Annotated in this window: 17 protein-coding genes; 8 read left to right on the top strand and 9 right to left on the bottom strand. The window is 61.9% G+C overall.

The annotated features are described in order from the left end of the window. Positions 1 to 123 precede the first annotated feature (123 nt). A complete protein-coding gene (typA, locus tag CMV30_RS16840) occupies positions 124 to 1,941 on the bottom strand; it encodes a translational GTPase TypA (RefSeq protein WP_096057841.1) in 1,818 nt (605 codons plus the stop codon). 350 nt (positions 1,942 to 2,291) lie between these two features. Continuing rightward, positions 2,292 to 2,903, bottom strand: a complete 612-nt coding sequence (locus CMV30_RS16850; protein ID WP_096057107.1) for a CDP-alcohol phosphatidyltransferase family protein — start codon at positions 2,901 to 2,903, stop codon at positions 2,292 to 2,294. Between the two features lie 142 nt (positions 2,904 to 3,045). Between CMV30_RS16850 and hrpB the strand changes: the two genes are divergently transcribed. Continuing rightward, positions 3,046 to 5,628: an ATP-dependent helicase HrpB gene (gene hrpB, locus CMV30_RS16855; protein ID WP_096057108.1), complete on the top strand. Its 2,583-nt coding sequence runs from the start codon at positions 3,046 to 3,048 to the stop codon at positions 5,626 to 5,628. A 142-nt stretch (positions 5,629 to 5,770) separates the two neighbouring features. Here the strand turns inward: hrpB and CMV30_RS16860 are convergent, their stop codons facing one another. The 4 genes from CMV30_RS16860 to coaE form a co-directional block, all read right to left on the bottom strand. Then, positions 5,771 to 6,853 carry a type IV pilus twitching motility protein PilT gene (locus CMV30_RS16860; RefSeq protein ID WP_096057109.1) on the bottom strand — a complete coding sequence of 361 codons (1,083 nt, stop codon included), beginning with the start codon at positions 6,851 to 6,853 and terminating at the stop codon, positions 5,771 to 5,773. A 229-nt stretch (positions 6,854 to 7,082) separates the two neighbouring features. Beyond that, positions 7,083 to 7,463, bottom strand: a complete 381-nt coding sequence (locus tag CMV30_RS16865) for a hypothetical protein (RefSeq protein ID WP_096057110.1) — start codon at positions 7,461 to 7,463, stop codon at positions 7,083 to 7,085. A gap of 39 nt (positions 7,464 to 7,502) precedes the next feature. Next, a complete protein-coding gene (gene rho / locus CMV30_RS16870; RefSeq protein ID WP_096057111.1) occupies positions 7,503 to 9,647 on the bottom strand; it encodes a transcription termination factor Rho in 2,145 nt (714 codons plus the stop codon). Between the two features lie 77 nt (positions 9,648 to 9,724). Beyond that, the gene (coaE, locus tag CMV30_RS16875) at positions 9,725 to 10,309 is read right to left on the bottom strand and encodes a dephospho-CoA kinase (RefSeq protein ID WP_096057112.1); all 585 of its coding nucleotides are present in this window, start codon (positions 10,307 to 10,309) and stop codon (positions 9,725 to 9,727) included. A 133-nt stretch (positions 10,310 to 10,442) separates the two neighbouring features. On the opposite strand from coaE, the gene CMV30_RS16880 reads away from it, so the two are divergent. Continuing rightward, entirely contained in the window at positions 10,443 to 11,312 is an 870-nt protein-coding gene (locus CMV30_RS16880; protein WP_096057113.1) for an HD domain-containing protein, read from the top strand. A 6-nt stretch (positions 11,313 to 11,318) separates the two neighbouring features. On the opposite strand, the gene CMV30_RS16885 is transcribed toward CMV30_RS16880, so the two are convergent. Together CMV30_RS16885 and CMV30_RS16890 are read right to left on the bottom strand one after the other, a co-directional pair. After that, entirely contained in the window at positions 11,319 to 13,118 is a 1,800-nt protein-coding gene (locus CMV30_RS16885; RefSeq protein WP_175414929.1) for an SLC13 family permease, read from the bottom strand. Between the two features lie 51 nt (positions 13,119 to 13,169). After that, a complete protein-coding gene (locus tag CMV30_RS16890; RefSeq protein ID WP_245844284.1) occupies positions 13,170 to 14,060 on the bottom strand; it encodes a LysR family transcriptional regulator in 891 nt (296 codons plus the stop codon). A gap of 87 nt (positions 14,061 to 14,147) precedes the next feature. Between CMV30_RS16890 and CMV30_RS16895 the strand changes: the two genes are divergently transcribed. The 5 genes from CMV30_RS16895 (at position 14,148) to CMV30_RS16915 (ending at position 17,623) form a co-directional block, all read left to right on the top strand. Further along, the gene (locus CMV30_RS16895; RefSeq protein WP_096057115.1) at positions 14,148 to 14,435 is read left to right on the top strand and encodes a hypothetical protein; all 288 of its coding nucleotides are present in this window, start codon (positions 14,148 to 14,150) and stop codon (positions 14,433 to 14,435) included. A 52-nt stretch (positions 14,436 to 14,487) separates the two neighbouring features. Then, the gene (locus CMV30_RS16900; RefSeq protein ID WP_096057116.1) at positions 14,488 to 15,126 is read left to right on the top strand and encodes a YceI family protein; all 639 of its coding nucleotides are present in this window, start codon (positions 14,488 to 14,490) and stop codon (positions 15,124 to 15,126) included. Between the two features lie 105 nt (positions 15,127 to 15,231). Beyond that, positions 15,232 to 16,182 carry a ring-cleaving dioxygenase gene (locus CMV30_RS16905; RefSeq protein WP_096057117.1) on the top strand — a complete coding sequence of 317 codons (951 nt, stop codon included), beginning with the start codon at positions 15,232 to 15,234 and terminating at the stop codon, positions 16,180 to 16,182. Between the two features lie 77 nt (positions 16,183 to 16,259). Beyond that, on the top strand, positions 16,260 to 16,880 hold the full coding sequence (gene wrbA, locus CMV30_RS16910; protein ID WP_096057118.1) for an NAD(P)H:quinone oxidoreductase: 621 nt from the start codon (positions 16,260 to 16,262) through the stop codon (positions 16,878 to 16,880). A gap of 98 nt (positions 16,881 to 16,978) precedes the next feature. Then, entirely contained in the window at positions 16,979 to 17,623 is a 645-nt protein-coding gene (locus tag CMV30_RS16915; RefSeq protein WP_096057119.1) for an alpha/beta hydrolase, read from the top strand. Between the two features lie 55 nt (positions 17,624 to 17,678). Here the strand turns inward: CMV30_RS16915 and CMV30_RS16920 are convergent, their stop codons facing one another. Then, the gene (locus CMV30_RS16920; protein ID WP_096057120.1) at positions 17,679 to 18,041 is read right to left on the bottom strand and encodes an Hpt domain-containing protein; all 363 of its coding nucleotides are present in this window, start codon (positions 18,039 to 18,041) and stop codon (positions 17,679 to 17,681) included. A 203-nt stretch (positions 18,042 to 18,244) separates the two neighbouring features. Between CMV30_RS16920 and metK the strand changes: the two genes are divergently transcribed. Beyond that, the gene (gene metK, locus CMV30_RS16925) at positions 18,245 to 19,453 is read left to right on the top strand and encodes a methionine adenosyltransferase (protein WP_096057121.1); all 1,209 of its coding nucleotides are present in this window, start codon (positions 18,245 to 18,247) and stop codon (positions 19,451 to 19,453) included. Positions 19,454 to 19,512 lie beyond the last annotated feature (59 nt).

A 19,512-nucleotide genomic window follows, 5' to 3' on the forward strand; every position in this document is an offset into this window, starting at 1 on the left:
TCGAGGTCCGCTCCGGCGAACAGTGTGTAAATCCGTTCAAATCCTGGAAAACAAAAAACCGCGCCGGTGAGGGCGCGGTTTTGAAGTGGGCGACGCGGGTCGCGGCGGGCGTAAGCGCGGGGCTTACTTGCCGGATTTGCGGGCTTTTTGGCGCTCGTTGTTATTCAGGATGCGCTTGCGGAGGCGGAGGCTCTTCGGGGTGACCTCGAGGAGTTCGTCGGCGGCGATGTATTCGATCGCGCGTTCGAGCGACATCTTGGCGGCCGGGATGAGGCCGGTCGCCACACCGGAGCCTTGCGAGCGGAAGTTGGTGAGGGCTTTTTCACGGACGGCGTTACACGCGATGTCTTCGTTGCGTGGGTTTTCGCCGACGATCATGCCTTCGTACACTTGCTCGCCGGGGCCGACGAAGAGCTTGCCGCGTTCCTGCACCATCAAGAGGGCGTAGGTCGTGGTCTCGCCGGCGTCGGTCGCGATGAGCGTGCCGGTGAGGCGGGTGAGCACTTCGCCCGCGTAGGGGCCGTATTCTTTGAAGAGGTGGCTCGTGATGCCGCGGCCGCTGGTGGCGTTGATCACGTCGATCTCCATGCCGATCAAGCCGCGCGTGGTGATGGTGGCTTCGATCATCGTGGAGTGCGAAAGCTTCTCCATGTTGGTCAGCTGGCCTTTGCGGTTGGCGAGGTTCTGCATGACGGAGCCGACACACTCGTCGGGAACTTCGACCCAGACGGTCTCGTAGGGCTCGTGGCGCTGACCATCGACGATCTTTTCGATAACGGTCGGGCGGGAGACGAGGAGCTCGAAGCCTTCGCGGCGCATGGTCTCGACGAGAACGGCGACCTGCATGGCGCCGCGTGCTTTGACGTTGAATACGCCAGCGCGGTCAGCGTCTTCGATGTAGATCGAGACGTTGGTCTTGAGCTCGCGCATGAGGCGTTCGCGGAGCTGGCGGGAGGTGACGAGCTTACCTTCCTGGCCGACGAGCGGGCCGTCGTTGACGGAGAACTGCATCTCCAGCGTGGGCGGATCAATCTGCTGGAAGGGGAGGGCGTGGGCGTCTTCGCTGACGGCGAGGGTGTCGCCGATGTCGACGTCTTCGAAGCCGGCGAGGCCGATGATGTTACCGGCGTGGGCGGTTTCGACTTCGCGCTGACCGAGGCCGGTGAACTCAAAAATCTTGGTGATCTTGGCGCGGACTTTTTTGCCACCTTCCGCGTGACGGATGACGAAGGTCGGGTCGCCGACTTTGACGACGCCGCCGAGGACTTTGCCGACGGCGATACGGCCGACGTAATCGGACCAGTCGATGTTCGACACGAGCATGTGGAAGGGATCTTCCGGCTTGGCGAAGGGTGGCGGGACGTGGTCGATGATGGTCTGGAAGAGCGGGGTCATGTCCTTCTTCTCTTCGCCGAGCTTGTACATCATGTAGCCGTCGCGGCCGGAGCCGTAAACGACGGGGGCGTCGAACTGTTCTTCGGTCGCGTTGAGCTCCATGAGGAGTTCGAGGACCTTGTCGTACATTTTGGCCGGGTCGGCGTTGTCGCGGTCGATCTTGTTGATGACGATGACGACCTTGAGGCCGTGGGCGAGGGCCTTGCGGAGCACGAAACGGGTCTGGGCCTGGGGACCGTCGTAGGCGTCGATGACGAGGAGAACGCCGTCGACCATGCGGAGGGCGCGTTCGACTTCGCCGCCGAAGTCGGCGTGGCCGGGGGTGTCGAGAATGTTGACGATCTTACCCTTCCAGTGGACGGAGGTGTTCTTGGCCTTGATCGTGATGCCCTTTTCCTTTTCGAGGTCCATGGAGTCCATGGCGCGGACTTCGACGGCCTGGTTGGCGCGGTACACGCCACCTTCTTTGAGGAGCTGGTCGACGAGGGTGGTTTTACCGTGGTCGACGTGAGCGATGATGGCGATGTTGCGGATGTTCTGGTTCATAGCGCGTAGGGCGTTCGGATCTTTGGAAAAGGTCAGAACGTGCGGAGCGGGCTGGGGCTTGGCAAGGCCGAAGGCGGGGAGTTGCGATAAGGTGACGGAAGAGGGCAGATGCCAGAGGGCCAAATGCCGGAGGAGCTAAGGGCCGAGGGGCAAGCCGGACGGAAGTTTACCGCAGAGAGCGCGGAGGACGCGGAGACAGGAAAACTGAAGAGGCGGAATTTTTGGACAGGATTAACGGGATTAAGAGGATTGGGGAGGCGGAGGCGCAGTCGCGTGAAGGGAGCGGTGGACGCGAAGGCCGGAAATTTAACCGCAGAGATCGCGGAGATCGCAGAGGGATGCGAGGTGGGTTAGGCGGAGGGCGTTTGCGCGAGGGCGCGGCGGGCGCGGTTGAAGATCGTGATAACGAGGAGGGCGATCATCGCGGGCTGGGCGATTTGCTGCCAGGTGCCGGGGACGACGCCGAGGCCGAGGAGGAGGGCGGCGAGGCCGAAGAGGAAGGCGCGGTCGCTCTTGCCCATCGGGCCGTCGTAGCGGCGGGTGGCGCCGATCTGGATGGCGACGACGCCGGTCATTTCGCTGACGATGGCGAGGATGACGATGAGGACGATCTGGAGCGGATCGAAGCCGGGGACGAGGGCGAAGGGGAGGTAGAGGGCGGTGTCGGCGATGACGTCGCCGATTTCGTTGAGGACGGCGCCGAGGCGGGATTTCTGGGCGTGCTCGCGGGCCAACATGCCGTCGATGGCGTTGAGCGCCATGCGTACGAAGAGGAAGGCGGGAACGACGAGGAGCGGCCAGCGGGCGGTGGGTTGCCAGGCGAGGCACGAGCCGGTGGCGATGGAGAGAGCGGCGGCGAGGACGGTGATCTGGTTGGCGGTGACGCCGGCGCGAAAGAGGGCGCGCGTGAGCGGGCGGAGGAGGTTTTGGAAGGCGGGCTTGATGTCGTAGATCGAGGCCATGGGATGCGTGCCGATTGGTTTGAACCACTGATGTTCACTTAGGAACACTTATGGGAGCGGAAAAAGAAAGCAGACGAAGGGCGGGAACGTCGGGCTTGCCTTGAAGTGATGGCGCGGCGTTTTGGGCGGTTTACTTTTGCTCATGCCGCCGCGCGAACTGCCTATCTACGAACTTGAGAATGCTGTTGTCGGAAGTCTGCGCGCGCAGGGGCGGTTGATTGTGCAGGCGCCGACTGGGTCGGGGAAATCGACGCAGATTCCTCAGATGCTTTTCAATCACGGGCTGCTCGCGGAACGTGGTGAAGTGGTCGTTTTGCAGCCGAGGCGGCTGGCGGCGCGCATGCTGGCGAAGCGCGTGGCAGAGGAGGTTGGGACGCGGATTGGGGACGTTGTTGGTTACCAGATACGGCTGGAGTCGCGGGTGAGTGAGAAGACGCGGATAAGGTTCGTGACGGAGGGAATTTTGCTTCGGCAGATGTCGTTTGATGCGACGCTGCGCGGCGTGAGCGCGATCGTGTTCGACGAGTTTCACGAGCGGCATTTGTACGGTGACATCTCGCTCGCGCGGGCGGTGCAGATTCAGCAGACGACGCGGCCGGATCTGAAGATCGTCGTCATGTCGGCGACGCTGGATGCGGGAGCGTTGAAGAGCTATCTCGCACCGTGCGAGGTGCTGGTGTCGCAAGGGCGGAGTTTTCCGGTGCGCGTCGAGTATCTCACCAAGACGGCGAATTTCGAACAGGAGCCGGTGTGGGACGTCGCGGCGCGGGAGTGTGCGCGGGTGGCGGGGCAGACGAGCAGCGGGGATTTTTTGGTGTTCATGCCGGGAGCGTACGAGATTTCGCGGACGGTGCAGGCGATCCAAGGGGACCGGGCGCTGCGGGATTTTATTTGTTTCCCACTGCATGGAGAATTGCCGCCGGAGCAGCAGGATCGTGCAGTGGCGCGGTATGAGGCGCGGAAGATCATCGTGTCGACGAACGTGGCGGAGACGTCGCTCACGATCGATGGCGTGACAGTCGTGATCGATTGTGGACTGGCGCGTGTGGCGCGGTTCGATCCGAACCGAGGGATCAACACGCTGCTGATCGAGAAAATTTCGGTGGCGAGTGCGGATCAACGGGCGGGGCGGGCGGGGCGCACGGCGCCGGGTGTGTGCGTGCGGTTGTGGACGGAGCGCGAGCATGGCGGACGGGCGTTGCAGGAATTGCCGGAGGTGAAGCGGCTGGATTTGTCGGAGGTGGTGTTGACGCTCAAGGCGAGCGGGATTGATGACGTCGGGGCGTTTCCGTGGTTGGAGAAGCCGGATGCGAAAGGGCTGGAGCGGGCGGAGATGTTGCTGGCGGATTTGGGGGCGGTGAGTGCGGTGTCCAAGGAGCGGGATGAGGGCACCCCGCCTACACCCGGAAGGATTACGGAGGTCGGGCGGAGGATGCTGCGGTTTCCGGTGCATCCGCGGTATGCGCGGATGTTGATCGAGGCGGATGCACGCGGGTGTGTGCGGCCGGTGGCGTTGATGGCGGCGCTGACGCAGGGACGGAGTTTTTTGATGCGGGGCGTGCCGAAGGATGTTGAGGACGCGCGCGAAGATACGCTGGGCGAGGAACACGAGTCGGATTTCTTCCTGCTGATGCGGGTGTGGCGGTTTGCGGACAAAGCGAGCTACTCGATGGACGCGTGTCGGAGATTGGGGATTCACGCGCAGGGATCGCGGGCGGTGGGGCCGTTGTTCGAGCAGTTTTTGGAAATCGCGGAGAAGGAAGGGCTCGATGTGAGCGAGCAGCGCGTGGATGGCGTGGCGGTGCGGAAGTGTGTGCTCGCGGGATTTTCGGATCAGCTGGCGAAGCGGCTGGATGCGGGGACGTTGCGTTGCGAGCTCGTGCATAAGCGCAAGGGCACGCTGGCGCGGGAGAGTGCGATTCAGAAAGCGACGCTGCTCGTGGCGGCGGAGGTGAGCGAGATCGGTGGGCGTGGCGGGGAAGTGAATACATTGCTCAATCTGGTGACGGCGATCGAGGAGCCGTGGCTGAAGGAATTGTTTCCGGATGACTACGTGAATGCGACGACGGTGAGTTATGATGAGTCGGCGAAGCGGGTGGTCGCGCGGCGGGAGCGGCGGTTTCGCGATCTGGTGATCGAGGCTAAGGCCAGTGCGGACGAAGTGCCGTTGGACGCGGCGGCGGCATTGCTCACGCAGCAGGTGCTCGCGGGAAATTTGAAACTGGAGGCGTGGGATGAGACGGTTGAGCAATGGATCGTGCGCGTGAACCGGCTGGCGGAGTGGTTTCCGGAGCTGGAGGTGAATTCGTTGACCGAGGCGGATCGTGCGACGCTCGTGGAGCAGATCTGCTACGGCGAACTCGGATATAAGGATATTCGCGACAAGCCGGTGATGCCCACTCTTCGCGACTGGCTGACGGCGGAGCAGCTGGCGGTGATCGACGATTATCTGCCGGAGCGGCTCACCATGGCGAATGGGCGGAAGTCGCGGATCAGTTATGCGAAGGAAGGACCGCCGGTTTTGTCGGCGCGCATTCAGGAGCTGTACGGCGTGGAGGGGAAATTCACGCTCGGGAATGGACGCGTGCCGGTGAAGATCGAGGTGCTTGCGCCGAATCAGCGGCCGATCCAGGTGACGGACGATCTGACGAATTTCTGGCGCGAGCAGTACCCGAAGGTGAAGGCGGAGTTGTCGCGGCGGTATCCGCGGCACGAGTGGCGGTGAGTGCCGTAAAATTTTCTACGGCTAAGTTGAATCGCAAAGACGCGAAGAGGCTAAGGTAGGAGCAAAGAAAAACCGGGAGCGGAGTTCTCCCGGTTCGAAACTTAGCGTCTTTGCGACTTTGCGATTCAAATCCGACTTTTCATCAGATCGCTTTGAGTTTGGCGCCGGCGGCGACGAGTTTGTCGCGCATGGTGTTTGGGTCCTGGGCTTTTTCGACGGCTTCGTCGGCCGTGATCATCTCGCGGTTGTAGAGGCTCTGGAGGTGCGAATCCATGGTGATCATGCCGAGGTTCGCGCCGGTCTGGATGTCGGAGGTGATGCGGAAGGTTTTGTTTTCGCGGATGAGCGAGGCGATCGAGGTTGTCGTCGTCATGATCTCGAAGCCAGCGACGCGGCCGCCGCCGATTTTTTTGCAGAGAACCTGGGAGATGACGGCTTGCACCGAGGAGGCGAGCTGAGTGCGGATCATTTCCTTCATGTTGGCCGGGAAGGCATCGACGATGCGGTCGATGGTCTTGGCGGCGCTATTGGTATGAAGGGTGCCGAAAACCAAGTGACCGGTTTCGGCGGCGGAGATGGCGGCCTCGATGGTTTCGAGGTCGCGCATTTCACCGACGAGGATGATGTCGGGATCTTGACGGAGGGCACGGCGGATGGCTTCGGAAAAGCTGGGGACGTCGACGCCGATCTCGCGCTGCGTGACGATGCACTTTTTGTGCGGGTGATAGTACTCGATCGGGTCCTCGATGGTGATGATGTGACCGTCGCGGTTTTCGTTAATGTAGTTCACCATCGACGCGAGGGTCGTGGATTTGCCGGAGCCGGTCGGGCCGGTAACGAGGATGAGGCCGCGGGGGAGGTAGAGGAGTTCTTTGATTTTGTCGGGCAGGCCGATGTCGCGGAGGCCGAACATGCGGTTGGGGATCTGGCGGAGGACGATGCCGTAGTTGCCTTTCGACTTCAGCACGCTGACGCGGAAGCGGGCTTTATCGAGGTAGGCGAAGCCGAAGTCGGTGCCGCCGTTGAGCTTCACGCCTTGCTGATGGCTGTCGGGCGTGATCGAGAGCATGAGCTTCTCGGTGTCGAGCGGGGTGAGGTCGGGGCCTTCGATGGGCACCATGCTGCCGCTGATGCGAAGGGTGGGCGGCTGGCCCACCTGGCAGTGGAGGTCGGACGCGTTTTGGTCCACCACCAGTTCCAGCAAGTCGTTCATTTCGTAGCTCATGGGGATAATGGTATTACGGCTTAAAAAGCGGACAGACCAACGGTTGGCGATGAACGTCTCGGGGGGAGGCGGGGTTTTACGCGGGATTTACCCGGTGTTTGCGATAGCGAGGCGAACGTAGGCGACTCGGTGGTGAATCGCAAAGACGCGAAGACGCTCAGGTCGGAGCGAAGAGCGTGGTCACGCTCTCGGGGGCGCTAGCGCCGGAGCAAAACGCAGAGGCTATCGGCTATTTTGGGGTGCGGACTATCGGGACTAACAAGAGTGCCATCTCAATGATCGCGAGTACGGTGCCCAATGGAAGGTACCAGAGTGAGCAGACGGAGCTCGTTAACAGGACCCATCGACCGAGGTCGGGCCGGAGGAAGAAAAGCACGAGGCCCGTCAGCCACAGGAGGCCGAGAGCGAGATGAACGGACTTGATGAGCGTGCCCCGTGGATTGATGCCTGCCTTTGCGACCAACAGCGACCAAGGGCCGAGCTGCCCGGAGCGCGGGCCGGTTTTGGCGGTAAGGAAATCCCCAACGGTGAGGGCGCGCGTGCCGTCAAAAACAAACCAGCCTCCGATCAGAAGCGCGATAACAGGAATAAAAATCCGGGCGGCGCTCATGAGGGAGGCTGGCAGCGAAGCGAGAACGGTAAGCTGAGTTTACCGATTCAGGCTCATCAAGAACTCGGCGTTGGTCTTCGTCTTCTTGAGGCGGTTGATGAGCATCTCCATCGCTTCGACGGGCGGGATGCCTTGCATGGCGCGGCGGAGGCCGTGGATGCGGGCGATCTCTTCCGGGTGATAGATGAGCTCTTCTTTGCGCGTGCCGGAGCGGTCGCCGTTGATCGCGGGGAAGATGCGCTTGTCCACGAGTCCGCGGTCGAGGTGAAGCTCCATGTTACCGGTGCCCTTGAACTCTTCGAAGATGACTTCGTCCATGCGGCTGCCGGTGTCGATCAGAGCGGTGGCCATGATCGTGAGCGAGCCGCCGCCTTCGATGTTGCGAGCGGCGCCGAAGAAGCGTTTCGGGCGCTGGAGCGCGGTGGCTTCCATACCGCCGGACATGATTTTGCCGGAGTTGGAGGCGAGAGCGTTGTAGGCGCGGGCGAGACGCGTGATGGAGTCGAGGAGGATGATCACGTGTTTGCCCTGCTCGACGAGGCGGCGGGCTTTTTCGCCGACCATCTCGGCGCAGTGAACGTGGCTCTCGGGGGCTTCGTCGAACGTGGAGCTGACGACTTCGCCCTTCGTGTGGCGTTTGAAATCGGTGACTTCCTCGGGGCGTTCGTCGATCAAGAGAAGGATCAACGTGGCCTCGGGGAAGTTGTTGGAAATCGAGTTCGCCATGTTTTGCAGCAGCACGGTTTTTCCGGTCCGTGGCGGGGCGACGATCAGGCCGCGCTGGCCGAAGCCGACAGGCGTGAGGATGTCCACCATGCGCATGGAGACGTCTTTGTGGACGTCGGTGGCTTCGAGGAGGATTCGCTGGAGAGGATAGTAGGGGACGAGTTCCTCGAAGGCGGTGACCTTGGAGATGTCGTCGGGCGCCATGTCCATGACCTTGTCGATCTTGATGACGGAGGGGCAGCGTTCGCCTTCGCGCGGGGCCTCGACCTGGACCTCGACCTGGTGGCCGCGTTTGAGTCCGTAGTGGATGACGAAGTTTTCCGGGAGGTACGAGTCCTCAGGATACACGCGATAGTTGAGCTTCGGGTGGACGATGAAGCCGTGGCCTTTGTCGGTGAGGTCGATGTAGCCGCGATCGAGGATCGGGCGCTTCGCGTCGGAGGCGAATTTGAAGATGGCGGCGAGCAATTGCTTGCGGTTGGGCGCGCCCTCGAAGGAGACGCCGAGGCGGCGGGCTTCGGTGATGAGCTCGTGGAGATTGAGCGTGTAGAGCTGATCGACGTAGAGCGGCTCGCCGCCGCCGGAGGCGATCTCGGTGGCGGTGGCGGTCAGTACGGCGAGATCGGTGAAGCGGTTGGGATTGGGGAGGTCACCGAAGACGGGATTGAGGTTGGGTGGTGGCGGCTGTTGGGGGTGACGCGGGGCGCGTTCCTGTTGCTGCCAGTTGCCGCCGCCGTGGCCACCGCGATGATCGCCACGGTGTTCGCCGCGATCGCCGCCGTGTTTGCCGCCGCGATCGCCACCGCCACCGCCGCCGCGGTTGCGTTTGCCGCGTTTGTCGCGCTTCCAGAAAGGCTCGTTGGGATTGTGGGGGCGACCGCCGCCGCCTTGGTGTTGTTGATCGTTGCCGCCGCCCTGGCCGCCTTGGTGATGGCCGCCGTGTTGGGGACGAGATTGGGAGTCGGAGGGGGCGTTGCTGTCGTGAGAGCGGGGGGTACCGGTGCTGTCGGAAGGGCCGGACGCGGATGCGTCGGAGGCTTGAGCGGGGGAGGCGTAGTCGGAGGCGGAGGGCGTGGAGTCGTGGGCGGGAGACTGCGCTTCGTAGGAAGGCGAGGGCTGTTCGCGCTCGCGGCGCGGGGTGAAGACTTCGCGTTCACGGGGCGGCGGCTCTTCGGAGCGCTGGTCGGCGCGTTCGGCGCGGGCGGGGCGCTCTTCGCGTTCTGCGCGGATGGGAGCGGGTTCGGGAGCGGGGGCTGGCGCTGGTGATGGTGCGGATGGCTCGGGAGCGAACGAGAGTTCAGGGGCGCCGGAATCCTCCTTGGGAGCGCGCGATTTGGCGGGAGCCTTGGTGGCGGCTTTTTTTGCGCGGGGTGCGCGCGTGGCCGTGGATGCGGCGGCGGCGCGGGGTTTTTTCTTGGGCTTGGCGGCGTTGTCGCCGTCGGAGGAGGTGTCTGCCATAATAAAGGTACGTTAGGAAAATGGATGGGGGAGCGCCGTTGACGTTAAGGGCGCTCCGAAAAAGGAGCGCGCGGGAATCAGCGATTCAGGCCGAGGCGGGCAACCAGATGGGCGATCTGGTCGCGCAGGAAGCGCGGGGAGCCGTCGTTGGACAGCACGAAGTCAGCTAACTCTGTTTTTTTTGCCAAGGGCAATTGCTTGGAAATCCGGGCCTCGGCGAGCGCTTGGGAAAGTCCGCGCTCTTGCAGCCGGGCGAATTGACGAGGCGAGGTTGTGGTTATGCAGACGATGAAATCAAACCATTTTTCCAGCTGTTTCTCGTGCAACAAGGGGACTTCGATGAGCCAATGTCGGGCGGGGGCGGCGTCGATGAAGGTGCGCCAGAGCCCGTAGAGGCGGGGGTGGACGATCTCTTCCCACGTGCGCAGGCGGGAGTCGTCGCTGAAGATCGCGTGCGCGAGGGCGGTGCGGTTGATGCGGCCGCTGGCGGCGAGCACGCCGGAGCCGAAGTGCGTGGCGGCGGCTTTTTCCACCTCGGGATCGAGGAGAATGCGGGTGCGAATGAGTTCGTCGGAGTCCAGGCGGGCAAAGCCGAGTTCTTCAAAGATGATGGCGGCGGTGGATTTGCCGCAGCCCATGCCGCCTGTGAGTCCGATGATCATTGCCGGTCGCGTGTAGTGTGGGGAAAGGGCGGAGATTGGGCTTGCCGGTTTTGTGCTGCAAATAATTAGTCACACGCTCCTCGCGAACCTCCGGCAGCTCGAAGCTGGCCCGGGTTTTGCAAGGGCTCACCCGATGTCTCATCCGATCGACACAAAACGCGCATTTACCGTGGCGGAAGCCACGCTGGCGGTGTTTCGGCGGATGTTTCCGCGCATGGAGCCGGGTTTATTCGTACGGGTTTTTGCGGACGTGGATGCGATGTTTGCCGGGCGGTACCTAGACTATCAGCCGATCGACACGCCGTATCATGATCTCGAGCACACGTTGCAGGTCACGTTTTGTTTCGCGGAGATCATCGAGGGCCGCCATCTCGCGGGCATCGAGCCGCGGATGGATGCGCGGCAATTTGAACTGGGGATCGCGGCGGCTCTGCTGCACGACACCGGTTATCTGAAGCTGCGCTCCGACCAGACGGGGACGGGTGCGAAATACACTTTCACGCACGTGCTGCGGAGCTGCGCGGTGGCGTCGTCGTATCTGCCGACTCTCGGCGTATCGCTCGATGAACTCGATGGCGTGCTCGGGGCGATCCGCTGCACGAATCCGACGACGGCGATCCGGCGTCTGCATTTTCAAAACCCGGTTGAAGGCATCATGGGTTGCGCCGTGGCGACGGCAGACTACCTCGGGCAGATGGCCGCGCCCAACTATCTCGGCGACCTGCCCAATCTCTTCGCGGAGTTTGAGGAGTCTGATAATTTTGCCGGTGTGCCGATGGATCAGCGTGTGTACCGCTCGGTCGAGGAACTGACGGCGAAGACGCCGAGTTTTTGGAAAAGCGCGGTACTGCCGAAACTCGATAATGAGCTTATCGGGCTCTACCGGTTTCTTGCGCGGCCGTACCCGTCAGGCAGGAACCGCTATATCGATTCGGTGAATCAAAACATCACGATCATCGAAGCGGCGGTCGCGGCGAACGCGGCCCGGCGCAGCGCATCCTGAGCGAAATCACGGGGTGGCTGCTGCGGCGGCCTGGGTGAGCGGCCAGAAACGCGGGACGAGAACCAACGCGATGATAAAAATGACGAGAACCAGCGGGCCTCCTACGCGCACGAAGTCGGAGAAACGGTAACGACCCGGCCCATACACCATGAGACATGCGGGCTCCAATGGCGTGAGGTAGGAGCAGCTGGCGGCTAGGGCGATCATCATGGCGAAAGCGCGCGGGTTGAGGCCGAGCTGTTGTGCAGTCTGGACTGCGATGGGCAGGATCACGGCTGCGGCGGCCTGATTGGACATCGGCTGGGTGAGCGCGACGGTGAGCAGGAAAAAGCCGCCGAGCAGCCAAAGCGGCGGCAGGTCGGCAGTGACCCCAGCGAGCTGGGTGGCCAAGAACTGCGCGGTGCCCGTGTGGAGCATGGCTTCGCCGAGTGCGAGCATGCAGCCGATGAGGATGATCGCGCGCCACTCGACCTCGCGGTAGGCCTCGGCTGGAGACACGCAGCGGGTGGCGAAAATCAAAAACGCGCCGAGCAGGCCCGCGACGGCGAGTGGCACGACGTTAAAGGATGCGAGGGCGAGCGCGCCGCCGAAGATCAGGCCGGAGCGCCACGCGCGGGCGCGGTCGGGGCGTTTCTCTTCGACGGATTGGAGCACGCTGAGAACGCGTTCTTCGTTGAGCGTGTTGATGTTGTTGCGCGCTCCCTGAACGAGGAGCACATCGCCCGCGCTCAGCGTGATGTGGCTGAGTTTTTGCAGGAGGTTTTTCCCGTGCCTGTTGAGGCCGAGCACTTGCACGCCGAAGCGGTCGCGGAAGCGCAGGTCGCGCAGACGGCGGCCGACGAGTGGCGAACCGGGGACGACGAGCGCCTCGACGAGTGCGGCGTCTTCGGTGCGTAGAAGAGGATCGGAGAGTTCCACGTCGGCTTTGATCTCGACGCCGGCGGTGTCTTTGACCTTGAGCACGTTTTCGCGCGCGCCTTCGACGAGGAGGACATCGCCCGCCTGGAGGATCATGTCGCGGCGGGGGAGGCGGTAGTTTTTATCTCGAATGAGGCGCACGACATTGAGGTCCATGCTCTCGCCGAGCGCGGCCTGGCGGAGGGTTTTCCCGATGAGCGGGGATTTGGGCAGGAGGACGATCTCGGTCAGGAAAGGCCGCACGCCGAAGTGTTCGATGAGGCCGGCGGCTTTCGCGCGTTCAGGGATGAGGCGCCGGCCGATCAGGAACATGTAGGCTATGCCGGCCACCGCGATGGGGATGCCAACGGGGGCGAGTTCAAACATGCCCATCGGCTTGAGCCCGGCGTTGGTCATGAGGCCGCTGACCACGAGATTGGTCGAGGTGCTGATCAACGTCACTGAGCTCGTGAGGATCGAGGCAAACGCCACAGGCATGAGCAGGCGCGAGGGTGAGATGCCAGATTTTGCAGCGATGCCGATGACCACCGGCACAAAGAATGCGGCGGCCGCGGTATTGCTGATGAACGCGCTTAGCGTGGCCACGGCCATCATGATCACGATGAGCAGGACATTGAGCCGTGTGCCCGCATGGCGGAGAATCGCGCGGCCGACGATATCGACAACCCCGGTTTTGAGCAGCGCCGCCGTCATGATGAGCAGGCTCAAAATCATGATGACCGTGTCGCTGCCGAAACCGGCGAACGCTTTGTTAACCGGTACGAGTCCGCTGAGGATGAGCGAGAGCACCAGGCCGAGTCCGACGACATCAGCCGAGACCCACTCGAAGGAAAAGAAGATCACTGCGACAACGATGAGTCCGAGGAGCAGGGCGATTTCAAATGTCACGAACGGAAAGTGGGAACGGGGTTGGAGTTGGCGAGTGATAACAGCGCGGAATCAACGAGCATTTTGCACGGGCATCGCATCGAGCAAAACTCGAAGCGGCGCGGAGACGCGGCCGCGTTGCCAGGTGACGACAAGCGTCCATTTCAGCGCTGATTCCTTGAGCGGGACGAATCTCACGCCGGGCGCGCCGGATTTTTTAGCGTATTCGGGGATGAGTGACACGGCTCCTTCTGTCACGACGAGGGAAAGCCCGTGGCTGAGGCTTTCCGCATCCTCGACGAAGCGCGCGCGAAAACCGGCCTTGCGGCAGATCTGCGTGATCCAGCGGTTGTGTCCAGGGAGGTCGCGCTCGTTTGCACCGACGAAGAGGTCTCCGCGCAACTCGGCGAGCGCGATGGTGGATTGGCCGGCGAGTGGGTGAGTCTCTGCGACGGCGACGGTGAGCGGAAGCGTGGCGAGTCGTTTCGCGTAGAACTCCTTTTCGGGCGTGGCCCCGGCGCGGCCCATCAACGCGACGTCGATCTCACCCTGGCGCAACGCTTCGAGTTGCTCGCCGGGAGACTGGTCGAGGAGTTTCACCTTCACCTCGGGATGCGCGCGCCGCAGGGCTGCGAGTGCGGGGTTCAAGTATTCCTGGGCGGCCGAGGAGATGTAGCCAACGCGCAGGCTCGCGGACTGGCCGCGGGCAAGTTTGCGGGCCTCGCCAAGCGCAGCATCGAATTTCGTGAGCAGCGGTTTCATTCCATCGAACAGCACGTGACCGGTTGCGGTGAGAGCGACGCCGCTCGAACTGCGTTCGAAGAGCGCGCCGCCGATGTCGTGTTCGAGCGCGTGCATCTGTCGCGTGAGCGTGGACTGGGAAACGCGGAGGCGCTCGGCGGCTTTGTTGAGGCTGCCTAGCGTTGCGATTTCAAAAAAGGAGCGGAGGAGGTCGAGGTTCACGTGTAGGGGAGGGTATGCGCAGCGCGCATGACGGCAAGCCGTCCTGCGCAGTAGGCCGAATGGCGGTGCGCTGATAATCTCTAGTCCATGAAACCAACCACTTCGCTTCTCTCCTTCGGTCTTCGCGGTGCCGCCATCACGGCTCTGATCCTTACTCTCGGTACTTGGATCGCCACCGGTTCACATGTCGGTTGGACGCAGACGAGCATCGTTCAGATGCAGCACGACGAAATCACCGGCATCGATTTTCCGGTTCACAAAGACGCATTCATCGCGGGGGTCGAAGTGCTCGCGGCCGGTCTGTTTTTCGCATCGGCCTTCGCCGGGCTCAGTTTTCTCCCACGTCTTCAGCGGGTGAAAGCAGTCCAGTCCTGAGCCAACGCTCATTCTTAACGCTCATCATTCACGCTCTCAAAATCGTCATTCTATGAAAACTGCCTCCTCCCTCCGCTCTGCTCTTCAATTTGCCGTCGCGTTATCCGCGACCGCACTCGTCTCACAGGCTGCCTCGCAGTCCTTTGACTTCAAAGATCCGAAGGGCGTAAACAACGTTCAGTTCAAGCTCGATGCTCCGCTTGAGTCCATCACCGGCGCCGCCACGGGCATCAGCGGTAATGTCTCGTTCGACGCCGCGAATCCCTCCGCCATCTCGGGTCGCATCGTGCTGGATACTGCATCACTTACTGTAGGCAACCCTGTCATGGGCGATCACCTCAAAAGTGCCAACTGGCTCGATGTCGCAAAATATCCTGCGATCATATTTGAGGCCGCTTCCGTCGCCAATGTCCGCACGCAAGGCGTGCAGGTGCTCGCCGATGTTTCCGGCAAACTCACGGTCAAAGGCGTCACCAAGGACGTCACCGTGCCCGTCACCTTCACGTATCTCGCCGATAAGCTCGGCGCGCGTCTCGGTGACGACAAAGTGAAGGGGGATCTGCTCGTCTTGCGCGCCACCTTCGCGATCAATCGCAACGAGTACGACATCCAGCCAGGCCAGTACGCCGACAAGGTATCTGACACGATTAACCTTTCTCTCAGCATCGCCGGTGCAGCGCCTCGTTCTTGAGCACCGTTGATTTTCACGGGACCGGATGTGTGTCCGGGCCCGTTTCAAGAGACTCCTTTCTGACTGCGTTTAACTTTTCATAATTTCTCGTACGCTCATTCCGCCATGAACTCTCCCATCACCGGCATCCATCACGTAACCGCCATCGCGAGCGATCCTCAGCGCAACGTGGATTTCTATACCGGCCTGCTCGGCCTCCGCCTAGTGAAGAAAACCGTCAACTTCGACGATCCTTCGGCCTATCACCTCTACTATGGCGATGAAACCGGCACGCCCGGCAGCATCGTTACGTTTTTCTACTGGCCAGGCGGCGCGGGTCGCGGGCGGGTTGGCTCGGGTCAGACAACGCGCCTGAGTTTCTCCGCTCCTGCGGCGTCGTTGGATTTCTGGTACGCGCGTCTGCAAAAGCACACTGTCAGCGTGAAACGAGAAACGCGCTTCGGAGAAGATGTTCTCACGTTCGCTGATCCCGACCGCATCGCCGTTGAGATCGTGGCTGTCGCCAACGACGGCCGCACCGGCTGGACCGGCGCAGGCATCGCCGCCGAAAACGCGCTGCGCGGCCTGCACACGGCGGAACTCACGGTGCGCGACGCTGAAGCCACTGAAGCACTCGTCGGCGGTGAGATGGGCTATCGCCTCGTTAAGCGCGACGGCCTGCGCTCCCGCTTTGAAGCCGGTGCGGGCGGTTCCGGCACCTACATCGACGTGATTGCTTCACCCAACGGGCCTTCGGGACTCGGCGGCGTCGGCACGATCCATCACATCGCCTTTCGCGTGGCCGACGATGCGGGCGAACTGCTCATGCAAGAGCGCCTGGGGGACGCAGGCTACAATGTTTCCGATGTGCGCGACCGGAATTATTTCCGCTCAATCTACTACCGCGAACGCGGCGGCATCCTTTTCGAGATCGCCACCGATGTGCCCGGATTCCCCGATGATGAGCCTGTTTCATCGCTCGGCACCGCGCTAAAACTGCCCGCGCAATTTGAATCCGCGCGCAAGCAGATCGAGTCTCTACTCCCTGCGCTGCAACCAGCGCGCCAATACACCTAAGCTATCGGCGACAACTCATCGCCTTCATCATCCCCTGTCTACTCACACCGCACATCTCGTCATCACCACCGCTTACCATGAGCACTAAAATCAAAGTCATCTTTCACAGCCTTTACGGCCATGTCTATCAACTCGCCGAAGCCATCGCGGCCAGTGCGCGCGAAGTCCCCGGCGTCGAAGTCGAAGTCCTTCAAGTCGCCGAGACGCTTCCCGCCGAAGTCCTCGGCAAGATGGGCGCGCTCGAAGCAAAAAAAGCCTTCGCGCACATTCCCGTCGCCGATCCCAAAAAACTCAGCGAGGCCGACGCCATCCTCCTCGGCTCTGGAACACGCTTCGGCAGCGCAACGTCGCAGATGCAGGGATTTTTCGACGCTACCGGTGGTCTATGGGCCGCAGGCGCGCTGATCGGCAAAGTCGGCGGCGTGTTTGCCTCCAGTGCCACGCAACACGGCGGCCAGGAAACCACACTTATCAGCATGCAGACGTTCCTGTTTCACCACGGCATGGTGGTCGTCGGCGTGCCGTATGCCGCCAAAGAGCAGATGACGATTGCCGAGATTTCCGGTGGTTCGCCCTACGGATCGAGCACGATCACGGGCGGCGACGGCTCGCGCCTGCCGAGTGCCAACGAACTCGCCATCGCCCGCTTCCAGGGAAAGCACACCGCGCAGATCGCGGCTAAACTCGCGGCGAAGTAATCGCGCAACTCATCGCGAACGCCGTACGCACCGCGTTCGGCAGTGTCCGCGTTCGCTTATCAACGTCTCCGTCTCTGACTTCTCAACTCACTCCGTCCATGCAGCCTCAAACTATTCACTCCACTCAAGACACACTCCGGGGCGGCGCGCCGCTCGCTCAAGCCGCCGGTGCCGTGATCTTGCTGCATGGACGCGGTTCGTCGGCAGACGACATCGTCGGGCTGGCGAAATCCTTGAAAGGCGCGCCCGCGCCACTCGCGTTTCTCGCGCCCAATGCCACCGACAACACCTGGTACCCTCAGCGTTTCTTCGTGCCGCTCGCGCACAACGAGCCATGGCTCTCCAGCGCGCTCGGCGTCATCGACGAACTCGTTGGCGAAGTGCATGCGTCGGGCATTCCGTTCGAGCGCATCGGCATCGCCGGATTTTCCCAAGGCGCGTGCCTGACTCTCGAATACGCCGTGCGCAACCCGCGCCGCTACGGTTTCATTGCGGGCTTGAGCGGCGGTTTGATCGGGCCACTCGACACCGCGCGTCCGCCGACGGATTTGCAGAAGACTTCCGTACTCGTCGCCTGCGCCGAAAGCGACGCGCACATCCCGCTGGAGTTCGTGGAGAAAAGCGCTGTCACGCTGACAGGATTTAATGCCGATGTGACCAAGCAGATCTTCCGCGGCAGCGCGCATACGGTGTTCCCCGACGAGATCGCGTGGCTGCGTCAGCAGGTCGCCACGTGGAAGTGACGAGCACGCTTCATCGTCAGCCTCTCCTGATCGTCGGAAACGCTTTTCTGAGCGCTCAGACTGGCGGGAGTAGTTTTTCCAGCGCCTGCTTCGCCACACTGAACGCCTGATCGAGATCATCGACGCGCGTCGCGAGTCCGGTGATCGGCTCGGTTTTGCCGCGTTGCTCCAGCTCGGCGGAAATAGTGCGCAGCTGCGTCGTTCCTAGATTGCTGGAGCTGCCTTTGATGCTGTGCGCAGCGCGAGTGAATTGCTCCCTGTCACCAGAGGCCATGCTCTGGCGCAACTCGGCGATGCGGGCGGGCGTGTCGTCGAGAAAGATCCCGATGATGTCGCGCAAAAAACTGTCCGGATCATCCGGAGTCAGTGCGCGAAGGTTTTCGATGGCCTCGGGATCGATGGGCGTTTCGGACGACATGGCGTCTGGCAAAGTAAGTGTGATTTTAGGCTCGGCGCGACTAAACAAATGGCATCGCCGGTCAGGAGTTATGACAAGGTAGCCCCTCTTTTTCGGCACGGTCTTTGACGACTTAAGGTTAATCACGCATCACGTCATTCGGATGCGTTGATGTTTAACTTGCCTCAGCGGTGTGCGGGTGATTTTTCCTGAAGCCTCTACCTATGGCAAAATCCTTCGTTTTCTCCTCCGAATCGGTTGGTGAAGGTCACCCCGATAAAGTCGCCGATTTGATCTCCGACAGCGTACTTGATGCCTGCCTGGCATTCGACAAAACCGCCCGCGTCGCCTGCGAAACCTTCGTGAAGTCCAATGTCGTCGTCGTCGGCGGCGAGATCACGCTCCCGAAGTTGCAGGACAAAAAAACCGGCAAGACCAAGCCGCTCAGCGAAGCCATCAACATCGACAAAGTCATCCGCGACGCGATCCGCCACATCGGCTATGTGAATGACGACGACGTTTTCCACGCCGACACCGTTTTCGTTAATAACTACCTCACCGCCCAGTCTGCCGACATCGCGCAAGGCGTCGATGCGAAGCAGGCCGAAGGTAAAAAACACGCCGAGCAAGGCGCCGGTGACCAGGGCCTCATGTTCGGTTTCGCCGCTGATGAGACCGAAGAGCTCATGCCCGCTCCCGTTATTTTCGCTCACCGCCTCGGCCGCGAACTCACCAAGATCCGCAAGAGCGGCAAAGTGAAATGGCTCCGCCCCGACGCGAAGTCGCAGGTTTCCGTCCGCTACGTCGATGGCGTCGCCACCGAGATCGTGAACGTCGTTATCTCCACGCAGCACACCGCCGACGTGAAGCACGCCGAGATCGAGGCGTATTTGATTAAGAACGTCATCAAGAAGGTCCTTCCCGCGAAGCTCCTCAACGCGAAGACCGAGTACCTTATCAATCCCACGGGCAAGTTTGTCATCGGCGGACCTCAGGGCGACTCTGGCCTCACCGGCCGCAAGATCATCGTCGACTCCTACGGCGGCTGGGGCCGTCATGGCGGCGGCGCTTTCTCCGGCAAAGATCCGTCGAAGGTCGATCGCTCGGCCGCCTACATGTGCCGTTGGGTCGCGAAGAACATCGTGGCCGCTGGTCTCGCCAAGCAGTGCGAACTCCAGGTCGCGTACGCCATCGGTCATCCGAAGCCCGTCAGCGTTTACGTGAACACCTTCGAGACCGGCATAGTCGCCGACGAGAAGATCACCGCCGCGGTGGAAAAAGTTTTCAGCTTCAAGCCCGCCGACATCGTGAAGCAGCTCGATCTGCTCCGCCCAATCTACCGCGAGACGACCAACTACGGCCACTTCGGCAAAGCCGGTCTCCCGTGGGAGGAGACCAACAAGGTCGCCGCGCTCAAAGCCGCGCTCAAATAACGCATCCGCCACCCAGCTGTGCGCGTACAAAATGCGCACAGCCAGCTCATATTCACGTC

This window comes from Nibricoccus aquaticus, from assembly GCF_002310495.1.
GTDB classification, from domain to species: domain Bacteria; phylum Verrucomicrobiota; class Verrucomicrobiia; order Opitutales; family Opitutaceae; genus Nibricoccus; species Nibricoccus aquaticus.